This window comes from Pseudobutyrivibrio sp. (assembly GCF_015057185.1).
Lineage (GTDB): Bacteria > Bacillota > Clostridia > Lachnospirales > Lachnospiraceae > Pseudobutyrivibrio.
In genome coordinates this window covers 1-20,902 of the sequence record NZ_SVEV01000036.1, presented here as the reverse complement: position 1 = coordinate 20,902, position 20,902 = coordinate 1, and the positions used below count along the sequence as shown (strand labels likewise).

At 39.1% G+C, this 20,902-nt stretch carries 17 protein-coding genes and 2 pseudogenes; 4 read left to right on the top strand and 15 right to left on the bottom strand.

Annotated features, from left to right (window positions below):
• Window positions 1–91: 91 nt before the first annotated feature.
• The 5 genes from clpX to E7276_RS13010 all read right to left on the bottom strand — a co-directional run bounded on the left by clpX (window position 92) and on the right by E7276_RS13010 (window position 6,301).
• The gene (gene clpX, locus E7276_RS13030) at window positions 92–1,606 is read right to left on the bottom strand and encodes an ATP-dependent Clp protease ATP-binding subunit ClpX (protein WP_294218442.1); all 1,515 of its coding nucleotides are present in this window, start codon (window positions 1,604–1,606) and stop codon (window positions 92–94) included.
• An 18-nt stretch (window positions 1,607–1,624) separates the two neighbouring features.
• Window positions 1,625–2,590: an alpha/beta hydrolase gene (locus E7276_RS13025; protein ID WP_294218440.1), complete on the bottom strand. Its 966-nt coding sequence runs from the start codon at window positions 2,588–2,590 to the stop codon at window positions 1,625–1,627.
• A gap of 29 nt (window positions 2,591–2,619) precedes the next feature.
• Window positions 2,620–3,894, bottom strand: coding sequence for an SseB family protein (locus tag E7276_RS13020; protein WP_294218437.1), 1,275 nt, complete (start codon window positions 3,892–3,894; stop codon window positions 2,620–2,622).
• A 120-nt stretch (window positions 3,895–4,014) separates the two neighbouring features.
• Entirely contained in the window at window positions 4,015–5,511 is a 1,497-nt protein-coding gene (locus E7276_RS13015) for a zinc ribbon domain-containing protein (protein WP_294218433.1), read from the bottom strand.
• 25 nt (window positions 5,512–5,536) lie between these two features.
• Window positions 5,537–6,301 carry a hypothetical protein gene (locus E7276_RS13010; protein WP_294218431.1) on the bottom strand — a complete coding sequence of 255 codons (765 nt, stop codon included), beginning with the start codon at window positions 6,299–6,301 and terminating at the stop codon, window positions 5,537–5,539.
• 215 nt (window positions 6,302–6,516) lie between these two features.
• On the opposite strand from E7276_RS13010, the gene mscL reads away from it, so the two are divergent.
• A complete protein-coding gene (mscL, locus tag E7276_RS13005) occupies window positions 6,517–6,963 on the top strand; it encodes a large conductance mechanosensitive channel protein MscL (protein ID WP_294218430.1) in 447 nt (148 codons plus the stop codon).
• A gap of 125 nt (window positions 6,964–7,088) precedes the next feature.
• On the opposite strand, the gene E7276_RS13000 is transcribed toward mscL, so the two are convergent.
• The 6 genes from E7276_RS13000 to E7276_RS12975 all read right to left on the bottom strand — a co-directional run bounded on the left by E7276_RS13000 (window position 7,089) and on the right by E7276_RS12975 (window position 14,458).
• Complete coding sequence (locus tag E7276_RS13000) at window positions 7,089–7,946, bottom strand: undecaprenyl-diphosphate phosphatase (protein ID WP_294218428.1); 858 nt, start codon at window positions 7,944–7,946, stop codon at window positions 7,089–7,091.
• A gap of 79 nt (window positions 7,947–8,025) precedes the next feature.
• Complete coding sequence (locus E7276_RS12995) at window positions 8,026–8,727, bottom strand: GTP pyrophosphokinase (protein WP_294218459.1); 702 nt, start codon at window positions 8,725–8,727, stop codon at window positions 8,026–8,028.
• A 105-nt stretch (window positions 8,728–8,832) separates the two neighbouring features.
• A complete protein-coding gene (locus tag E7276_RS12990) occupies window positions 8,833–9,096 on the bottom strand; it encodes a hypothetical protein (protein ID WP_294218458.1) in 264 nt (87 codons plus the stop codon).
• A gap of 5 nt (window positions 9,097–9,101) precedes the next feature.
• Complete coding sequence (locus E7276_RS12985) at window positions 9,102–9,920, bottom strand: TrmH family RNA methyltransferase (RefSeq protein WP_294218426.1); 819 nt, start codon at window positions 9,918–9,920, stop codon at window positions 9,102–9,104.
• Window positions 9,904–10,890 carry a 6-phosphofructokinase gene (gene pfkA / locus E7276_RS12980; RefSeq protein WP_294218423.1) on the bottom strand — a complete coding sequence of 329 codons (987 nt, stop codon included), beginning with the start codon at window positions 10,888–10,890 and terminating at the stop codon, window positions 9,904–9,906. Before pfkA ends, E7276_RS12985 begins: the two co-directional genes overlap by 17 nt.
• An 82-nt stretch (window positions 10,891–10,972) precedes the next feature.
• The gene (locus E7276_RS12975; RefSeq protein ID WP_294218420.1) at window positions 10,973–14,458 is read right to left on the bottom strand and encodes a DNA polymerase III subunit alpha; all 3,486 of its coding nucleotides are present in this window, start codon (window positions 14,456–14,458) and stop codon (window positions 10,973–10,975) included.
• A 275-nt stretch (window positions 14,459–14,733) separates the two neighbouring features.
• On the opposite strand from E7276_RS12975, the gene E7276_RS12970 reads away from it, so the two are divergent.
• Window positions 14,734–15,096: a hypothetical protein gene (locus tag E7276_RS12970; RefSeq protein ID WP_294218418.1), complete on the top strand. Its 363-nt coding sequence runs from the start codon at window positions 14,734–14,736 to the stop codon at window positions 15,094–15,096.
• A 109-nt stretch (window positions 15,097–15,205) separates the two neighbouring features.
• Here the strand turns inward: E7276_RS12970 and E7276_RS12965 are convergent, their stop codons facing one another.
• Window positions 15,206–16,741: a DHH family phosphoesterase gene (locus E7276_RS12965; RefSeq protein WP_294218415.1), complete on the bottom strand. Its 1,536-nt coding sequence runs from the start codon at window positions 16,739–16,741 to the stop codon at window positions 15,206–15,208.
• A 77-nt stretch (window positions 16,742–16,818) separates the two neighbouring features.
• On the opposite strand from E7276_RS12965, the gene E7276_RS12960 reads away from it, so the two are divergent.
• Window positions 16,819–17,268, top strand: coding sequence for a CYTH domain-containing protein (locus tag E7276_RS12960; protein ID WP_294218413.1), 450 nt, complete (start codon window positions 16,819–16,821; stop codon window positions 17,266–17,268).
• A 37-nt stretch (window positions 17,269–17,305) separates the two neighbouring features.
• Window positions 17,306–17,446 (top strand): annotated as a pseudogene (locus tag E7276_RS15170) (GHKL domain-containing protein); the annotation flags it as partial.
• A gap of 6 nt (window positions 17,447–17,452) precedes the next feature.
• On the opposite strand, the gene E7276_RS12955 reads toward E7276_RS15170, so the two are convergent.
• From E7276_RS12955 to E7276_RS12945, 3 genes and pseudogenes are all read right to left on the bottom strand, one after another.
• Window positions 17,453–18,454 (bottom strand): substrate-binding domain-containing protein, encoded by a 1,002-nt coding sequence (locus E7276_RS12955; protein ID WP_294218410.1) that lies wholly within the window; start codon window positions 18,452–18,454, stop codon window positions 17,453–17,455.
• Entirely contained in the window at window positions 18,444–20,459 is a 2,016-nt protein-coding gene (locus E7276_RS12950; protein ID WP_294218407.1) for a methyl-accepting chemotaxis protein, read from the bottom strand. The genes E7276_RS12955 and E7276_RS12950 overlap by 11 nt, the downstream gene beginning before the upstream one ends.
• Window positions 20,460–20,579: 120 nt before the next feature.
• Window positions 20,580–20,902, bottom strand: a pseudogene (locus E7276_RS12945) (hypothetical protein); the annotation flags it as partial.

Below are 20,902 nucleotides of genomic sequence, written 5' to 3'. Positions count from 1 at the left end.
TTCAAAGTAAAGAAAATGTCCGAATATTTTGAACAAATTTTTATTTACGTTACTTATTACCTATAATCGTTCTGAATTCACAATTCTGTAACTATTGGACAGCGACTTTTTCAGGAATCATCCCCATAGTTCTCACAAGAATTCTAGGTCCGCCCTTTTTCTCTATATAATCTTCTGTAATAATTACTTGGCCAATATTGTCATCCTTTGGAATCTCATACATGATATCAAGCATAAACTCCTCAATGATAGAACGAAGTCCTCTGGCTCCAAGCTTTTTATCAATAGCTTTTCTTGCGATTGCATGAAGAGCCTCATCCTCAAACTCTAGTTTTACTTCATCTAATTCCAGCAGCTTCTGATATTGCTTGATAATTGCATTCTTTGGCTCTTTTAAAATACGTACCAGCATATCTTCATCAAGAGACTCTGTCGCAAATACGATTGGGAGTCTTCCGATAAACTCTGGTATCATACCGAATTCTCTAAGGTCCTCAACTGTAACCTTCTGAAGAATATTTTTGTCATCGTCATATTTGTCCTTGAGGTCAGCCATAAATCCCATTGACGAATGCTTGTTCAAGCGAGCCTTTATTATTTCGTCCATTGCTGGGAAAGCTCCACCGCAGATAAACAATATATTTCTAGTATTAATTGTAGTAGTAGGAACCATTGCATTTTTGCTAGAAGCACCAATTGGAACCTCTACATCCGCCCCCTCAAGAAGCTTTAACATTCCCTGCTGAACAGATTCACCACTAACATCACGCTGATTTGCATTTTTCTTTTTAGCTAGCTTATCAATTTCATCGATGAAGATGATACCCTGCTGGCATCTCTCCACATCGTTTCCAGCAGCTGCCAAAAGCTTGCTAACTACTGACTCGATATCGTCACCGATATAGCCTGCCTCTGTAAGTGATGTTGCGTCTGTGATTGCAAGAGGCACATCAAGAAGTCGAGCCAATGTACGTACCAAATATGTTTTACCCGAACCAGTAGGTCCAAGCATAAGCATATTAGATTTCTCGATTTCTATGTCATCCATTGTTCCTGTAGCAACACGCTTGTAGTGATTGTAAACTGCTACAGACATAACCTTTTTAGCGTAATCCTGACCAACAACGTATTCATCAAGCATAGCCTTGATTTTATGTGGTGGGATAATATTATTAATATCAATTGCTGGAGCTGGTCTGTCCTCTTCCTTATTAGCAGATGAAGGGCCATGAGCATTTTTAATTTTGGGACCTTCGCCAAATAAAGAGCCAAGATTAAGGAAGCTAATATTTGGCATCTTTGACATATCAACGTTACTCTTTGAATTATCACCGCCGCCAAATCCAAAGCTGCCCATAGAATCAAAAGTACGTTGCATACATTCTGAACATACTGACATTCCTGGCGCTAATTTAATAAGCGGACCAGCAATTGTGTCTGGTCGACGACACATGTAGCAAAACTCAGTTGGCTTTTTCTCATTGTCATCGTTTTCTGAATCTGTATTGTTTTTATTATTTTGTCCAGTTACTTCTTCTATAACCTCATCAGAAATATCTGCTGTAGTTTCTTCTGGGTCAAACTCTCTAAAATCCTTGTCTGACATACTGCACTCCTTACCAATTCATTCATTATAAAAATCAAATACCATCTTATAGTAGTCTAGGATAATATCATCGGTAGCATTGAATATCTCATGCTTGCAACCATCAAATCTCACAAGTCGGCAGTTTGGAACCAACTGAGCGAATTGGGATTGCGGTTCTGGTAAAACCAATGTATCCATAGATGCTTGCATAAGTATAACAGGAATTGAAATCAAATGGGCGTTTTTAAGAATTTTTTTAGAAACATTAATAGCCTCTCTAGCCCATCCATAGGTGCAGCCATCGGTGCGATATTCTGGCACTCTTTCTCTTTCCTGATATGTGAAGGTATATCTCGCCTTGGACATAGAAGAACAATATGGATATTTGAATTTGTGATCATAGTCATGCTGCTTTGGCATGTATGCTTTGGTCAAAAACGGAATGTGAGATAAAAATTTTACAAGTCCCACTACAAAATTGCTTTTGCCCGAGGTGTTTAACGCTATCATAGGCGATGTAAGCACTGCTTTTGAAAAATCATTTGGATATTTCTCCATGTATAGTGAAGCAATTGCCCCGCCCATTGAATGGGCAAATAATAAAAGATTTTCTGTCAGGCTCTCTGGAATAACAATTTTCTCAACAAACTCATGAAAATCCTCTACATAATCTTCGAAATGATTAACATGAATCTTTGAGTATCCGCTAACCTGTCTATCTGACATGCCATGTCCTCGATGATCTACTATAAAAACCGAATAGCCCATTTCATAGAAATAGTACATGGTCTCACTAAATTTGGTAGTGAACTCACTATAACCGTGGCAAATAACAATGGAGCCTTTCTCCTGTGAATTAATAAGAATCTGATAATACTGCTTTAGGCCATCACGGTTTGTAAAGTAACCATCTTTAATATTGCTTTTTAGAAAAGGAAGGATTTTGCCCTCCAACTGATTAGCAAAATCCTTGTCCTTAATTATCAATTCTTCCGTTGTCATATTATGCCTCTTGTAAAAGTAAGCTAAAACTATTTGCTATATACAACCATTTTGTCCTGATGCTGTGAAACAACATCATCAAGAGCTGTAATTCTACCCTTAATCGCAAACTCAACCTGCTTAATTTCCTTTGCGAGAGGATTGAGCTGTTGATAAATAGCCTCCATATGCTCCTTCATATCTTCAGCTGAATATTCCTGTGTGAAATCTAACACTACTAAGTGTCTAACATTTTTTGTTTCTTCTTCTACTTTTGTAAGGAAGGCTATCGAATTAACATCCTCATGAGTCTGTCCGTACTCAGCCAGCTTTTCACGAATAGCTGCATTCTCCTCATTTTCTTTTGGAAGTCCAAGCATAATTTTCTGTCCAGCGCGAAGTTTTTCCTCCTGAACTGCTCCCTGGCCTTCCTTTGGTCCAAATTCATTTTTGTATCCAGGTGTATTAACAATTGTATCCAAATATGGAACTGGAAGTGTACATGGAATAGGATTGAAAGGATTGATAGCTATACCTGCATAGACAGTGCCCTTTTTGAGCATCGAATAAAGCTGCTGGAAGCTAATAATCTGTGTGTGGACTTTGGTTCCATCCTGAGCTAAGCCCTTCCATCTACGAAGTGACTGCCAATCTGTAAATAAAGGAAGTACCATGCTATCCTGTCCCTCAGGTGTACCTGCAAGCTTTGCAGTAGATTTGAGCATGTAAAATCCGATTTTTGCGTCCTTGCTGATAGTGGCCACACCCTTCTCATTAAGCTGTGGCTCCTTGTCCAATTTAATTGGAGTAATAAGATGTGCATGGCTAAGCCAATATGCAAGTGTGGCATGATAACCATTATCCTTGCCAAAAGCTGGCATGCCATTAATTAGTGCTGCTAGAGCAGCGTCCTCTGCAGAAATTTTGGCACTAGATTTCTCCTGTGGTCCAAGATTTGTAAGTACTGCAAACTTTCTGATTTTGATGTCTTCTGCAATATCTAGCTGAAGAGATACTACGGTATCCTCTGCCTCGTCAACGATAGATGTTCTATTATCATCAAGCTTTGCTTCCATACCAGCTACTGTGCATCGAACAGGCATGGCAGCAGGCTGATATAAATACAAATAATCGTTCTTTGATAATTTACCGGTAAGACGACCAGTTACAATGACGCCATCTCCATCAAGCATTGTTGTAACATTCTCAACAATTACAGAATAACGCTGCTGATTGTCTGAATCAGGTTTAACCTCTGTATTTTCAAGAGTAAGTGTCTTAGTTTCTTCCACCTGCTCTTTTTTCTTCTTGTCAAATAATCCCATAACAAATTCTCCTAAATACTTATTCTTGTGCTAAACACTTTCTCTATTATAATCCATATCCACAAGAAAAAAAATACCATCCTGCCAAATGGCTAGGATGGTATTTTAGGTATTCAATAATTATTCAGAAACTGAAACATTATTAGTTACATCATAGTAAGACTCGTAGTATGACATTTCGTCCTGAAGGTCCTCAAGAGTCTCATATCCGTATACATATCCATAGTATCCACCGATATCAAAATCATATGAATTGTATGGTGTACCAGAAATGTAGCTGTAAGAAATATTGCTTCCATCAGCGTTAGCAACAACATCTGAGAACTCAACTGTTGTGTAGTACTCAACAGATCCTGACTCGCCTTCCATCTCGATGTCGAGATTTACCTTGTATACAAAGTATACATAGTTGCCGTATGTTCCATCAGAAACAACATATGAACCGAGGTAATCCATAGAGTTTACTGTGTAGTCATAGTCAGCATACAAGCTATCAAGCTCTGTTGTAATCTCGTCCTGAGCTTCTGCATCCATGTCTGCTACATTTGCAGCTGTAAGGAGTGTTGCATCATCAACATATGAACCAAGTCCCTCTACAGTAACTTCCATCTCTGTCTCTGTAGGAATCATACCGTACTCTTCTGCACAGTACTCAATAAGTTCATCCTCATCCCAATATTCAGCAAACTTGATTGTTGTTGTGTCACCTTCTTCAAGATACCAATCATCGTCACATGAGAATGAGAATTCATCATAGATATCTCTTTCGTTTGTAACTTCGTATTGGAACTCACCATCTCCAGAAACACCTGTAAATGTGATTTCAATATCATCAAATGGATTAAATGACTCAACCTCTTCAAGATCTGCTACCTTGAATGTCTTGTCCTTTGCTTCGATAGTAACACCGTACTTCTTAGCAATTTTGTCAGTCTTAATCTTGTACTCAACCTTAACTTCATCGCCGTTTGTAAGCTTTGAATCCTTGTCAAGCTCATACTTGATGTAACCACCAATCTCATCCTCCATATACTCACCCTCAGTGTAGTATGAAGAGAATGTGCTAGACTTCTTCTTGCCCTTGAAGCTTGACTTCTCGTAAACTTCATCCCAGAAATCTTCATCAAGAACAATTGTAGCTGTACCTACTGTATCATAACCATCAAACTCAACTGTGATGTAGTCATTGATATCAATTGTATGCATGCGCTTGTTAAGGAAAATAAATCCTACAATACCTGCAATAATAACTACTGCAATAATAATCCAAGCCCAAATAGGTACCTTCTTAAGCGGATTCTGCTTTGGTGCAGCCTGGTATGGCTGACCGTAAGGCTGCTGGCCATATGGCTGCTGAGCGTATGGCTGCTGACCATAAGGCTGCTGTGGTGCCTGCTGGAACTGAGGAGCTGCCTGCTGTGCGGATGGAGCTGCCTCTGGAGCCCCCTCTACAGCTGACTCTGTTGCAGCAACTGCCTCGTCAACAGTTGTAACAGGTGTCTCGCCCTCTGGCTTAAAGTCTGGTGCAACTGCAGGAACAACGTCCTGTTTTGCGCCACAGTTAGTACAAAAGACTGTACCGTCTTCTAATTTTGTTCCACAATTTTCACAAAACATATTTAATCTCCCATCTAATTATGTATTAGAAAAACATTCCTAAGCTGAGTGAATCTTCAGCTGCATTAACCATGATTGCAACTACGATGAAGCAGCAAACTGCTGCTGTGATAGCAAAAGCGTTTACAATCTTTGACTCTTTCTTAGTAGCTACTGTATATGCTGCCTTTGTGTAAGAACCACCTGCTACAGTCCAAGCAAAGAATAAACCAAACACCCATGTTACGATAGATGTAGCTGAGTCAGCGCCTGCACACATCTTGAAGATGAAGAACATAACGATTGAAGCAATAGCATCAAAAATAGTAGCTGTACCAAATGCTGCAAATAACTTACCAAATGGTAACTGTGCATTATCCTTAATTAAGAAAGCAACTACGCAATGTACTGCCTTTAATGCAACTGTAATTAAAACTACAAAGAAAGCATACTTGAATGCTTCATCATCAAAAACGTCACCGAATGCTAACCATGAGAAAATAAGTGTTACAAGAGCACTAATGCCAAGTGCAATAAACTGTGCAGCGTTGCTTGTTGCTGTCATAGCATCCTGGAACATCTCAACTGGAGCCACAAAGAAATTCTTGAATACCTTTCCTAACTCTGGTCCGATGTTGTTTGCTGGAGCATAAGGCTGTCCATAAGGCTGCTGAGCAAACTGCTGCTGTGGAGCACCATTTGGAGCGAACCCTTGATTATTTGTAGCAGCTGCTCTCTCTGCCTGTGCACCTGGGCAATTGCACTGCTGTCCGTCTTCGTATTGATTTCCGCAATATTTACAAAAAGCCATATTTTTATTCCTCCCTGTCTTTAAATTATTATTTATAAAAATACGCTAGTGTTATTGTCTCATATTCAGTTTTTACAAGCAACATTTTTTTAACGATTTTAATTTTTTATACTTTTTTCAACGAATTTTTCCAACTGTACATCTTTTGGTTTGTTATCTAGATTGCTATAATAAAATTGTTTTATTTAGTTATCATATATTTATGGGAGGTCACTATGAGTAAAAAGAATGGTTTTATCTCAGAATTCAAAGAATTTATTCTTCGCGGCAATGTAATGGATATGGCAGTTGGTGTCATTATTGGTGGTGCTTTCACTGCTATCGTAACTTCATTAAACGAAGATATTCTCACACCAATCCTTGGAATCTTCGGCGGAACAGACTTTTCAGAATTAAAGGTCACTCTTGGTTCAGGAGAGAATGCACCTGTTCTTACTTATGGAAATTTCATTACTGCTGTTATTAACTTTTTAATCGTTGCGCTTGTTATTTTCTGTCTTATTAAAGGGATTAACAGAGCCACAGAACGTGCCACTGCACTTGTAAAGAAAAACAAAGAAGATGCTGAAGCTACTGAGCCAACCGAAAAAGATTGCCCATACTGCTACAGCAAAATAAATATCAAAGCTACTCGCTGTCCACACTGCACAGCGCAGCTGTAAAATATCCCAAAGACTAAGAAACCCTCGTTACGGCTACAAGCCTTAGTGTTTCTCCGCTCATCTAAAACGATTCGCTTGAGAAACCTAAGAGCTTGATGCCTACGAGGGTATTTTTATTTTATATATTATTTTATGATGCCTGCTATACCGCAGATAATAACTATAATTCCAAGTACAATTCTGTACCATCCAAAAATCTTGAAGTCGTGTTTCTTTATGTAATCCATCAAGAATTTAATTACAACAATAGATACTAAAAATGCTACAACCATGCCTACTGCGAGAATTGCTGCCTCCATTGAGGTAAAATCAAGACCGAATTTTAAGATTTTAAGTAAGCTTGCGCCAAGCATTACAGGAATAGCTAAGTAGAAGGTGTACTCAGCTGCGACTGTTCGTGAAACGCCAATAATAAGGGCACCAACAATTGTTGCACCTGAGCGAGATGTTCCTGGGAAGATTGCTGCGATAAGCTGGAACATACCAATCAAAAATGCTGTCATGTAAGTAATGTCTGCTACTGTAGTGATTTTTGCATTCTTTCCAGCATTCATGCTTTCAACAATAATAAATGCTACACCAAAAACTATAAGGGCAAGTGCCACTGGGATTGGGTGATAGAATAATTCTTCAAAAAGATCATCCCAAAGTACACCAACTACTGCTGCTGGTATACATGACAACAAAATATGAAACCACAATACGAAAATATCTTTTTTGATCCATGCGCCTATACCAGAATTGCTAAGTGGTGCTTCATTTGTTTTCTTGCCAAATGGCCAAATTTTATTCCAGAAAATAATAACTACAGCAAGGATTGCACCTAACTGAATAACTACCTGAAACATGCTGTAAAACTCTTCTGAAACATCAAGTTTTACAATTTCATCCAAAAGAATCATGTGACCGGTACTACTAACAGGTAACCATTCAGTTATTCCTTCAACAATACCGAATAATATTGCTTTTAATATTTCTATCATAATTATCCTCCTAAAAAAACACTGCCAGGACCTGCCCGACAGTGTAAATAATATCATATTAAGCTATATATGAAAAATACTAATGAGTATTGCCCTCGACTACCTTTTCCTGCCAGCCATTTGTGTGTTTGCTTTCTTCTCGCTGACGCTCCTCCTCAAGCTTGGTCTGCATGATAGCCTCATTAAGCTGAAGCATTTTGGTATCCATCATCGATACAATCTCAGAACATTCACGAAGATCTCTACTGATGTATTCAGGTGCATTACCCTCGAACTTGTAATAAATTTTATGCTCTAGGCTAGCCCAGAAGTCCATACCTATAGTACGAATCTGGATTTCTACTTTGGTATCAACAGTTTTGTCAGATAGGTAAATCGGAATCTTAACAAGCATGTGATAGCTCTTGTAGCCTGATGTCTTAGGATTTTTGATGTAGTCCTTTATTGAAATAACTGTAACGTCTGTCTGACGTCCAATCATCTCTGCAATTTGATAAATATCTGATGTAAATGAGCAAACTATTCTGACGCCAGCTATATCGTTACAATGTTCAATCATACTTGGTATCGAAACGTCATAGCCGTTTTTTTTGAGCTTTTTAACTATGCTCTCTGGTGTCTTAACTCTTGTTTTAATATACTCTATTGGATTATATTGATGTACCTGTTGAAATTCATCATTTAAAATTTCTACCTTGGTACGAAATTTTTTGATTGCGGATTCGTATAAAAGCATGACGGTATTCCATGAATTGACACCATCATCCTGAAACATATTCATGTCCACAATTTTTCACCTCCCGTTGTTTCTCCCCTTGTTAATAATATCACATAGTCCGTTGTTTTTCATTAGAAAACAGCAATCACTATGTTAATAAATTGTGTTTTAGTCTTCGTCTAAAACATGAATTTCAAGATAATCAAATGGGATTTCATCCACAAAATTATCCTTTGTAAATCTAGCCTTGCCATGTCGTTTGAACTCCCGGATAGTAGACTCCAACCAGACTGGTTTGCTAGTATCAAATTCGTATGAAGCTTTATCAACTGCAGCAAAAATTTTGTGTGTTCTAGTCTCTTGCGAATCGTCTTCCCACACATAATCTTGAAGCATATGATTATCTTTCCAGGATTTGAACCATATTCTCATATTCATTAAACTCCACTGTTTTTTCTCTGCCTATGGGTTTCGTACATAAGCAAGCTGGCGGCAACTGAAGCATTTAATGATTCTAGTTTTCCTTCCATAGGAATTTTAAGGTAGGAAGTAGCACAATTAGAAATCTCGTCTGTAAGTCCATTACCTTCGTTTCCTATCATAAATGCAGTAGGGCTAGTTAAATCAAATTCATCGTAATATTTCTCACCCTTTAAATGAGCAGCATATACGGAAATACGATAATCATTTTTTAATTGCTCGATAGTTGCACTTAAATCTTTTACTACGATATGAGGCACTCTGAAAATGCTTCCCATTGTAGAACGAACCACCTTTGGAGAATAAATATCCACAGTGGTATTGTTCATAATAATACCAGTAGCTCCAGCACCCTCGGCTGTACGGACTATGGTTCCCATATTGCCTGGATCCTGCAGCGACTCTAAAATCATCACATGAGGCACACGTCCTGCGGTAGCTCCAACCACATCCTCAAGGGTGAACTCTTGCATTTTCACAAGAGCCAAAACTCCCTGTGGTGTAACTGTATCACTCATGGAATTAAATACAGTTTTGGCCACTTCTTCAATAGGAGCGTTTGGAGCCTTTGCGTGAATATCTGAGATAAAGGCCTGACCTTCTGCAGAATCAGCAAAGCCTTCTACGTAGTAGATAGCATGCAAAAGCTGCCCTGGCACCTCTGCCACAGCTCGTATTCCCTCAATCACAAAAAGCCTTTGAGCTTTACGCTCTCTGGCTTTTTTGATTAGTGATGTTATATTTTTAATCTGCTCGTTTTTAGTACTTGTAATCATTGTTCAAAGATTTGCAAAGTGAGTACTGGTACTCGTCAACATCCTTCTTCATAGCAAGCGCCTCATCGATATCGAAGTCGATGAACTCACCATGTCTATAACCAACTACGCGGTTTGTTTTGCCTTCGCAAAGAAGGTCAACTGCCATAGCCCCCATTGTAGATGCATATACACGATCCTTACATGTAGGCGAACCACCACGCTGCATGTGACCAAGGATAGTAGCACGTGTCTCGATGCCTGTTGCGGCCTCGATACGCTTAGCCATTGATGTAGAGTGTCCAATACCCTCTGCATTAATGATGATGTGGTGCTGTTTTCCCTTTTTACGTCCTTCGATAATGTGATTTACAAGTTTCTGCTCATCATAATCATATCTCTCAGGAAGGAGAACATCCTCTGCACCGTTTGCAATACCACACCAAAGAGCGATATAACCAGCGCCACGGCCCATTACCTCAATGATTGAGCAACGCTCATGTGATGTAGATGTATCACGAACCTTATCGATAGCTTCCATAGCTGTGTTAACAGCAGTATCGAAACCGATTGTATACTCTGTACATGCAATATCAAGATCGATAGTACCTGGTAAACCGATTGTGTTGATTCCATACTTAGAAATCTTCTGAGCACCCTTGAAAGAACCATCACCACCGATAACTACAAGGCCATCAATACCTGCAGCGATTGCATTCTTAGCTGCTTTCTCTTGATACTCTGGTTCGAGCATCTCAAGACATCTAGCGGTCTGAAGAATAGTACCACCTCGTTGAATAGTCTCTGAAACGCTATGTGCGTTCATATCTATAATCTCGCCAGAAAGTAATCCAGCGTATCCTCTTCTGATACCTTTGACTGTCTTTCCTCTAGCAATAGCCTGACGAACAACAGCACGAATAGCTGCATTCATGCCAGGAGCATCGCCACCAGAGGTAAGTACACCAATTGTCTTTACCTTATCTGCCATTTGATAAATCCTCCTAAAATCCCTCTTTCAAACAATTCGCATCTATTTTATCTTCTTTTGATACCGTTTTCAACATTAAATTCTAATATCTTCCACGACTTTTAGGAAATTCCACCTTCTTATCAACAACTTTGACATTCTCTTGGCCAAAAGCCTCATATAATAAGGATAGATTTTCCGCGGAAGCAGATATTGCCCAGTTAGGACCCATGCGTTTAACAGCTTTCTCTTCTTTTAGGAAAATAACAAGGCCATCATTGCCATCCATTTCCCTGATAACGCTATTAAGCTGTTGCTCTGAGGCATCAAAGCTTGCTTTGTTTTCGAACTGTATCCAAACCTCTCTACCACAGTCATCAAAGCTCTTGATTTCCTGACAGATAAGTTTGGCATCTCTTTCTTCGTCTGCCTGAACACGGCCTTTTACAATTACTTTGTTGCCCTCAGAAATAAATGTGCGAGCTCTATCGTAACTGTTAGGGAATACTATAACCTCCACTGAACCAGTCAAATCCTCTAGGGTAAGGAATACCATTGCCTTGCCTTGTCTAGTGTATTTATTTAAAACTGAGGTAATCATACCTCCAATTATCACTTCACTGTCATCTGTAACAGCTGTCTGTCCTGTTTCCTCATCAATAATAAATTGGCTGGCATGGGCTGTAGTATTTTTCTCTAATAGTGAAATGTAATCATCAAGTGGATGACCGCTAACATAAACACCCATCAATTCTTTTTCAAAAGCCAAAAGCATTTCCTTGTCGAATTCATCAACGTTTGGCAAGGTTATTTTCATCTCTTCTTTTTGCTCATCACTAGCAAAATCGAAAAGCGACATCTGACCATCGATGTCTTTCTTTCGCTTGTTATTAACAGAATCCAATATTTGAGGGAAAATCATGCACTTCTGGCGGCGGTTACCTTCAAGGGAATCTAGGGCTCCTGCCTTTATAAGATTTTCTACTGTACGTTTATTGGCATCATATTTTGTTACGCGATTAATGAAATCCTCCAAGTCACGATACTTGCCGTTTCGCTCTCTATCCTGAATAATTGCAGTAATAGTGTTGCTACCAACTGACTTTATAGCAGATAATCCATAGCGGATTTTACCATTATCTACAGCGAAATCTGCCTCACCATAATTTACATCAGGTGGTAAAAGCTCAATTCCTGACTCACGGCAAGCAGCAATATATTCAGCAATTTTTGTACTGCTGTTAAGAACAGATGTCATTAGCGCAGCCATGAACTCTAGTGGGTAATATTTTTTCAGGTAGGCAGTCTGAACTGCTACATACGAATATGCTGCTGCATGAGATTTGTTGAATCCATACAAAGCGAATGGCATCAACTGGTCGAAGAGCCAATCAGCATCCTCATTAGAAATACCGTTTTTCTCAAAACAGCCCTGTACAAATGCTGGACGCTCTGCAGCTAGCTTATCAACCTTTTTCTTACTCATCATTCGTCGTACATTGTCAGCACGTCCCATTGTATAACCGGCGCAGGTAGTCATAATCTGCATAACCTGCTCCTGATAAACAGGGAACCCATATGTGTCTCCAAGCACGTCCTTTAGAATAGGAAACTTCTGAACAAATGGCGACTCTTTTCCTGTATTTTTACAATCGATAATCTTTGGTATGAAATCCATTGGGCCTGGACGATATACGGCGTTTGCCAAAATCAAATCGCCAATCTGTGTAGGATTAAGCTGTTTTAGTAAGCTCTTCATTCCCGTAGACTCAAACTGGAAGACTCCATCAGTTTTGCCGGCAGCGAAAAGCTCCATTGCCCCTTTATCGTTGTAATCTATTTCATGCAAATCAAGCTTAATTCCATAGTTCTTTTCAACCTGCTTGATTGTGCCGTTAATTACAGTTAAGTTTCGAAGGCCCAAAAAGTCCATCTTTAAAAGGCCAATTGCTTCGATAACCTCTTTTTCGTATTGAGTAATAATAACATCGCCTTTACCAAGGGCAAGTGGCATGTATTCATCAGTTGGTTTTGCAGAGATAACTACTCCGGCAGCATGTACACCTGTATTTCTAGGAAGACCTTCTAGGCGTTTGCAAATATCCAAAAGTTTTTTGACCTGAGGGTCACTTTCATACAAGGATTTAAGCTCAATGCTATGCTCAATAGCAGATTCGATTGTCACCTTTCCGCCATCGCCAAGCACATCAGGGATAAGCTTTTTGATACCGTTAGTAAATGGAATTGGAAGGCCCATTACTCGTCCAACATCCTGAACTACACTCTTTGGCTTTAAGGTACCGAAGGTAACAATCTGAGTAACACAGTCATCTCCATATTTTTTACGAACGTAGTCGATAACCTCCTCACGACCTACAGGGTCAAAGTCAGTATCAATATCGGGCATACTAACACGCTCTGGATTCAAAAATCGCTCGAATACCAGATTGTATTTCATAGGGTCAATATCAGTGATACCTGTGGTGTAACTAATAAGTGAGCCTGCTGCAGAACCACGGCCAGGTCCAACTGGTATACCGTGGGTTCTAGCATAGTTTATGAAGTCCCATACGATAAGGAAATATTCTACATAACCCATTTCCTTGATTGTATTAAGCTCATAGTTAAGACGGTCCTCATATAGATGTGCGTCATCACCATAGCGCTCCTTTAAGCCGTCAAAGCAAAGCTTGTTAAGGTATGTCCATGTATCATACCCTTCTGGAACATCAAATGGTGGAAGCCCCGCCACATGATATTTGATTTCCACATTGCATCTATCTGCAATCTCCTGAGTGCGGTAAACTGCCTCCTTTGCATAAGGAAATAGTTCAAGCATCTCCTCCTCAGATTTTACGTAAAACTCTTCAGTTTCAAAACGCATTCTGTCTACGTCTTCTAATTTGCTGCCAGTCTGAATACAGAGCAAAACATCATGGCTGTCTGCATCCTCTTTGTTGGTGTAATGGCAGTCATTTGTAACGACAAGAGGAATGCCTGTCTCTTTCGAAAGGCGCATTAGGCCCTGATTTACTGTGGCCTGCTCAGCTATACCGTGATCCTGCATTTCAAGGAAATAATTATTTGCCCCAAATGTATCTCGATATTTTAATGCTACAGTTTTGGCCTCATCATAAGCACCTCTTGCCAATGCTCTAGCCACCTCACCTGCAAGACATGCTGAAAGGCAAATAAGTCCCTCATGATATTTCTCCAATATTTCAAAATCTACACGAGGCTTATAGTAGAATCCATCCACATAACCGGCAGATACAATTTTAATTAAGTTATGATAACCCTGCTCATTTTCTGCAAGCAAAATAAGGTGATAGTATCTATCCTCACCCTTTACCATTTCTCTATCAAATCTTGAACCTGGTGCAACATAGACCTCACAACCAATAATTGGCTTCAGTCCCTGGGCCTGGCACTCATCATAGAACTTAGTAACGCCGTACATATTTCCATGGTCTGTGATAGCCGCCGCTGTCATGCCCATATCCAGACACTTTTTGACATAAGACTTTATTTTATTAGAACCATCCAACAGTGAATACTCTGTATGGGTGTGCAAATGAACAAAACTCATAACATTCTCTCTTTCTTTAGTCCGGCGGTTACGCCCACAAGCCTTAGTGTCTATTCATTCGGCAAAAAATGCCTCATTCACAGACCTAAGAGCTTGATGTCTACCGCCTCACTTAATAACCTAAATTGGCTATAATCATTTTATAGTTACAAGGCGTAAATCACAATGAATTTTTTGTTCTTAAAGCATTTACACATCTTTTTCACAATTCTTACAAATAAAAATTGTATTCTAAGAGTACTGAAGCTGGATGCTAATTTACGAAGGAGAAAACTATGGCAGGAAGAGAAGATCTTATCAAGGGTTTGAGTCAGGCTATGAACGGCAACAAGGAAGATGAGTTAGGCCGTCAGTTTTTTGCAGATACCAATACATTAAAAACTGGTGCTGCTGGAGGTAATGTTGAAGTTAGTGTATTAGTTTCTAAGGAAGAATTTGCTCGTATAGCAAGTGGCATAGTGAAATACCACATTACTGATAGACGTGGAATTGAAGAAGGTAATGACATGATTTTCAATGAAGTTGAAGCTGATGGATTTACCCAGACAGGTCACAAATTAGCAAAACGAGTTATAAATGTGCAATCATATTTACAGATTAAAGGTCTCAAGGATAATTATTCTATTGTTTCCTTCTGATTTTTAGCTGTAAACTGCGCACTTTGTGCGCTGATTATAAAGGACTCCGCTACCACCCAGTTTAGATGGAATGCGGAGTCCATTTTATTTCAAAAAATATTAGTCTATCCTAGACTTTTTCGTAGGTTTCTTCGAATATGCTTCTCTCGATTATGTAAACATCGGATATGTCTCCCACTGGCACTGCCATATAATCACCTGGTCGCCCTAAGTAATAGCTTTCAGAGTCCCACTTGGTAAACACCTTAGTTCTCTTTTTAATCTCGCTAACATATATTTCATTGGAACCTATAGACATGCAGCTATGAGCAAATGGAAGAATTTCCTTGCTTTTGCCTTCTTCTACATCCTTTATTGATGGAGAGTAATCTCCTGGATAAACATATTCATCATCCAAAATCTGATACTTGTCCAGAAATTTTTCCCATTCCATAGGGTATATCTCCCCTCGGATACCAATGGCAATAACTGTATTTTCCTTGACCAGCATATCCACATCCCCTTCTAGGGTACGGATAATACAGCGGGTGCCTGGTGCCACAACATCAGCAGCTTTAACATATCCAACACGAAGCTTTCTTTTTCTATATTTGTCCATATGGGCAATGTCAGCTTTGTATTTATTAGCATAAATGATTTCGTTGTCTTTGAAATACTCATGCATTCTAGCTCTAAAGAACTGTTGGATGCTGGCAGGTGTGTACTCTAGCTCCTGCACCTCTAAGAGCTTTCTTCTAATAGAGCCACCGGCTTTTACTTTGTGACCGCCACCATTACCTACGCCATCGCAGATAAAGGCTGCAAGCTCATTTGCCTTTACTTCTTTGACACAGCTTCTTACGGAAAGCTTAATACCACCTTCTAGGATTGAATATACAAGGCAGCAATATACATCCTCTACCTCCAAAAGCATATCAGAAATAATTCCAAGGACATTAGGATCACATGGATCAGTCTTTACAATCGAATAATGATTATCAGAATAATATTCCGACCCCAACAAAGCAATTCCTGCTATTCTAAGCTCCTCTTGGGAAATGTTAGAATTTTTAAACTTTGTAATGATAGATTCGCTGTACAAAAGCTCGTCTCTCATATCCATATCAAGAGGATGATGAAGCTCAGAGAAATTATTACTGTCTGTCCACAAACCGTAATACAAAGCCGTTGATAGAAGAACATTTTTATTAATAGGATAATTTTCCTGACGAAGCATATCCCACACAACTGTAGCGCAGCTGGCTTGGTAGCTTCTAACTTCGGCCAAATCTGGAAGTTTACCAGTATACTGATGGTGATCAATAACTGCGATTTCTTTGGCTTTGAACTTTTCAATATTGCCCTCACCATATTGACTATCCACTGTGACAATAAGATCAGGAATCTCTTCATCGGATATACCTAAGATTTCCGAAATCTGCCCCTGATTTCTCACATGATGAATGTCAATTTTTAAATCCGAAACCATCAGCTTGAGATTAGCCTTTGATATTTCGAAATTTCCACCATAAATTAATCCAGCATTTTTGCCATTGTCCTTCAAGTATTTAAGCACTGCCATACCTGAAGCCAATGCATCTGCATCTGGATTATTGTGACATTGAATTATTATATTCTCAAATTTTAATAATTGCGAAAGTTTCATGGGTCTATTATATTATTTTAGGCACAAAAATGAAATAATTTGGTACTATTAATTTATAAATATAAGGAGCGCTCTTTATGGAAATCGAGAAGAAATATTTAATAAATGAACTACCAGATTTAAGCAACTACGATTATGTTGATATCGAACAGGGCTACCTTTGTACCAGCCCTGTAGTCAGAATTCGTAAAAAAAATGATAAATACATTTTAACCTACAAAGGAAGCGGTCTAATGGCTAGAGAAGAAATCGAAGCCGCATTAACAAAGGAAGCCTATGAACATTTACTTAAAAAAATAGATGGTCACCCAATCACCAAACGCCGCTACCTAATTCCACTAGGTGAATATACTATAGAGCTGGACGTTTTTGCCGGCCACATGGAAGGCCTCATAATGGCTGAGGTTGAGTTTCCATCCATAGAAGCCGCCGAGGGCTTCACACCGCCTACCTGGTTCGGCCAAGAAGTCACCCAGGACCGCAGATACCATAACTCCAACATGATCTTCGGAAATCCGCTAAAATAAGGTCTCCTTCGATGTTTTAGAGACTAATCCGACTCTTAAAACATCAAAGGAAGACCCTAATTCTCACGGTCTTGGTATGAAAATTATCAAACGCGCCGTCCGCAAATCCAATGGTATTTTTGATACCTCTATGGAAAGCGGTTACTTTGTTGCCACTGTAATGGTTCCTATTTTGTAGGAATCATTACATGTAATCTTTAACATTGTTTGCATCTACTTTTTCAAATGGAACCCAGATATATAATCCGTCATCTGAAAGACCTTCTATTCCATCTAAGCTTCCGTTATTAACTAATCCTTTTACAGCCTCGATTGCTTTTGCGCCCTGTCCTGCGGCTGATTGGTATACTGTAAACTGCATATCACCATCTGCAATTGACTGGCAGCCAGCCTCTGTAGCATCTACACCTACTACTGGAACCTCTGACAAATCATAGCCTGCTGCCTTTAACGCTCTACAAGCACCTAAGGCCATATCATCATTATTACAGAATACTGCATCAAAGCTCTGATGTGTGTTTAGGAAAATATTAATAACATCTGCAGCTTCATCTGTACTCCAGTTTGCAGTATCGTCAAATACCACATTGGCATCAATTCCATTATCCTGGAACCAATGCTTTACTGATACTGAACGAGCAGTGGATGCATTATGTGTTAATTCGCCGCGAAGGATTACAATATTTAAACTGCTTGGTTTGCCAAGAGTCTCATAAACGTACTCAGCCTGATATTCTCCAGCATTCTTTTCGTAGCTACTTACGGCAATATACTGATTTTCCTTTAGGTATTGCTCATCAGGGCAGGCATTTACATAAACAATTGGAACATCTCCTGCAGCAGTCTGTAGCTGTAAAGCAGTGGCTCTATCTACTGGTAAGCAAATTATTGCATCATATCCAGAGCTAACAGCTGCTCTAATCTGTTCAACCTGATCATTAATTGTGAGACAAGCATCTCCAAAATCAAGTGTCATTCCCTCGGCAGCTGCTGATTCTGCTAAGGCATCCATAAGTAACTGCTTAAATGTATCTGCTTCAGGGCCTGTGTAAATAGCTTTTATACCACTTCCACTTCCTGTAGAACCGCCCCCTGAGCTTTTACAACCAGTCAAGATTAATCCTGCTGAAAGTACCACCATTAGAAGAATCGAAACTAGATTTCTCATTCTCTTATTATTCTTCATAGCTGTCCACCTCCTCACTATCAATCTTAAACTGCTGAACATAACCAGTCAGCTTCTGAGATGTATTGGCCAGCTCATGTGAATTATCTGCAACGTCCTGACTGCTTTGCGTAATGCTATTTGCCTGTTCAACCATATGATGGCTAGTTTCAAGGATTTCATCAGCACTAGCAGCCTGCTCCTCAGAAATCGCTGCAACATTGCCTGCAACTTCATCTACCTTTTCAACATCTGCAACCATCTCATCAAGCAAATCGTTAGATTTCTGGATATTCTGATAAATCTGATCGAAGGTATCAAGGGCTGTTGATATCAGCTGGCTATTAGCATCGATATTCTCGGCACTCTGCTCTGCCTGCTCAACAACAGAATTAATAGCCTTTTGTACATCATCAATCAAACGAGAAATATTCTCGGCACTTGCTGCTGAGTTCTGAGCCAGCTTACCAATTTCACTAGCAACAACTGCAAATCCCTTTCCTGCTTCACCAGCTCTGGCTGCCTCAATTGAAGCATTTAATGAAAGAAGGTTTGTTTCATCAGCGATTTCAGCTATCAAGCTAACAATTTTTGTAATTTCTTCTGATGCTTTACCAACGTCATTAATCTTATTAACAAGCTCATCGTTACTAGCCTTGATTCCTTCCATAGCAGTAGAAAGATGTTCCATATCTTCTCGGCCCTTCTTACTAATTTCTACTGTCTCCTTCATACTAGCATTGGCTTGATTTGAATTTTCTCTTGTATCTGATACAACCATGGCAAGTGTTGTAGCATTCTCCGCAATCTCATTAACTGCAACAGCCAGCTGATCAACTGTAGAATTCAAATTCTGCATTGCATTGGCCTGTGACTGAGATGCATCATACATATTCTTGGATACTCTATCTGAGTTGTCGGATTGTTCCTTAAGTCGCTCAGACTCCTCATTTATCGAAGTAAGCATCTTTCTCATTGATGCAATGAAATCGCTTACCTTAGAGCCCATTACACCAATCTCGTCATTGCTCTCCTGCTGAATTTCAATTGTGAAATCACCTTCTGACATCTCAGTAATGTGCTTTGTGATATGTCCTAATGGTGATATTACTCTAGAAACCACAATATTAATAAGCAAGATGATTAGGATTATAGCAACACAGCCAACGCAAACTAGGATTTTAATTAGGTTATTTACATCCTTAAGGATTACATCATCATCAACATATGATACTAATACCCAGTCTGTTCCCTGGATTTCTCTAAAGGCTACTTGATAGCCTTTTAGTCCAGTGGTTGCATAATCTCTGTCATTAAGCTTGTCTGCTATTGCTGCCATAAGCTTATTGCTATCAGTATTAGCAAGTGTAGTTGAAATTCTATCAGAATCTCTGTGAGCTAAAATTGTAAAATCTGATCTATCAATAAGGAATGAAGCTGCTTCATCCATCTTTACACCAGAGTTAACAATTATACTAATCTGCTCCAAGCCTACGTCAGCTCCAATAACCTTTATCTCATCTGTACCATCATTAATGATACCTGTAGCACTAATAACAGAATCTCCATTATCATTTGTATAAGAAGAACCATAGCTCATGTTTACGCTGGTAATGCCCTGTTTATACCAAGTAGATTCCTTTGGATTACTAAAGCTTTGCTCTGACTGACTAGCTTTGAATACTCTACCGTCAGGATAAGCTACGTATATTCCGTTTGGACAATTGGTGTTAAAGCCATAACTAGCATTAAGAATATTCTGCAAACCTTCCTCGTCTGGATGTGTGCATTCAATAATCTGCTTGAATGACGAAAAGGTTTCCAAATTCTTTTGAAGCCAAGATTCAATATTGTCTCCCTGGTTAGAAAGGGAAGAACTTAACTGATTCTTGGCCATTGCTGTCATACTCTTTTTTGCTACTTCGCTAGATATTAGAACCAAGAGTAACACTAATATGACTACAACAGGCAGAATAAGAAATAACAGCTTATTCTTGATTTTACGGTGCTTTCTAGTTTTCGCCATGATTACGCCCTCCTAAAAAAATAGAACAAATATGTTCCGCTGTCTAATATTCTACAATCAATTCGTGATTTATTTTTGTTTTTCACGAATTCTTCTTACATTTTTAATTTTTTAGAAGGTTTATACAGTTTCTAATAGCATATTTGTGGCTTTGACCACACATAATATGTCATTTGGGGTAATTTTATCGTAGTGAATTCCTGCTGATACAACTACAGGCATATTAAATTTTTCATATAATTGTCTAGCCCAGGTTTCAGCAATAATAGTCTCCTTGTGTTTTGGAAAGGTAATAGAGGTCAGCTTTTTCGATTCATCCATAATAGCCACTGCACCAATATGTGACTTATCACCTCCGGCCACTAAAAATCGAGTAGGAGGGAAATTCAAATGAATTTCCCGACCTCTCACACCACCGTGCGTACCGTTCGGTACACGGCGGT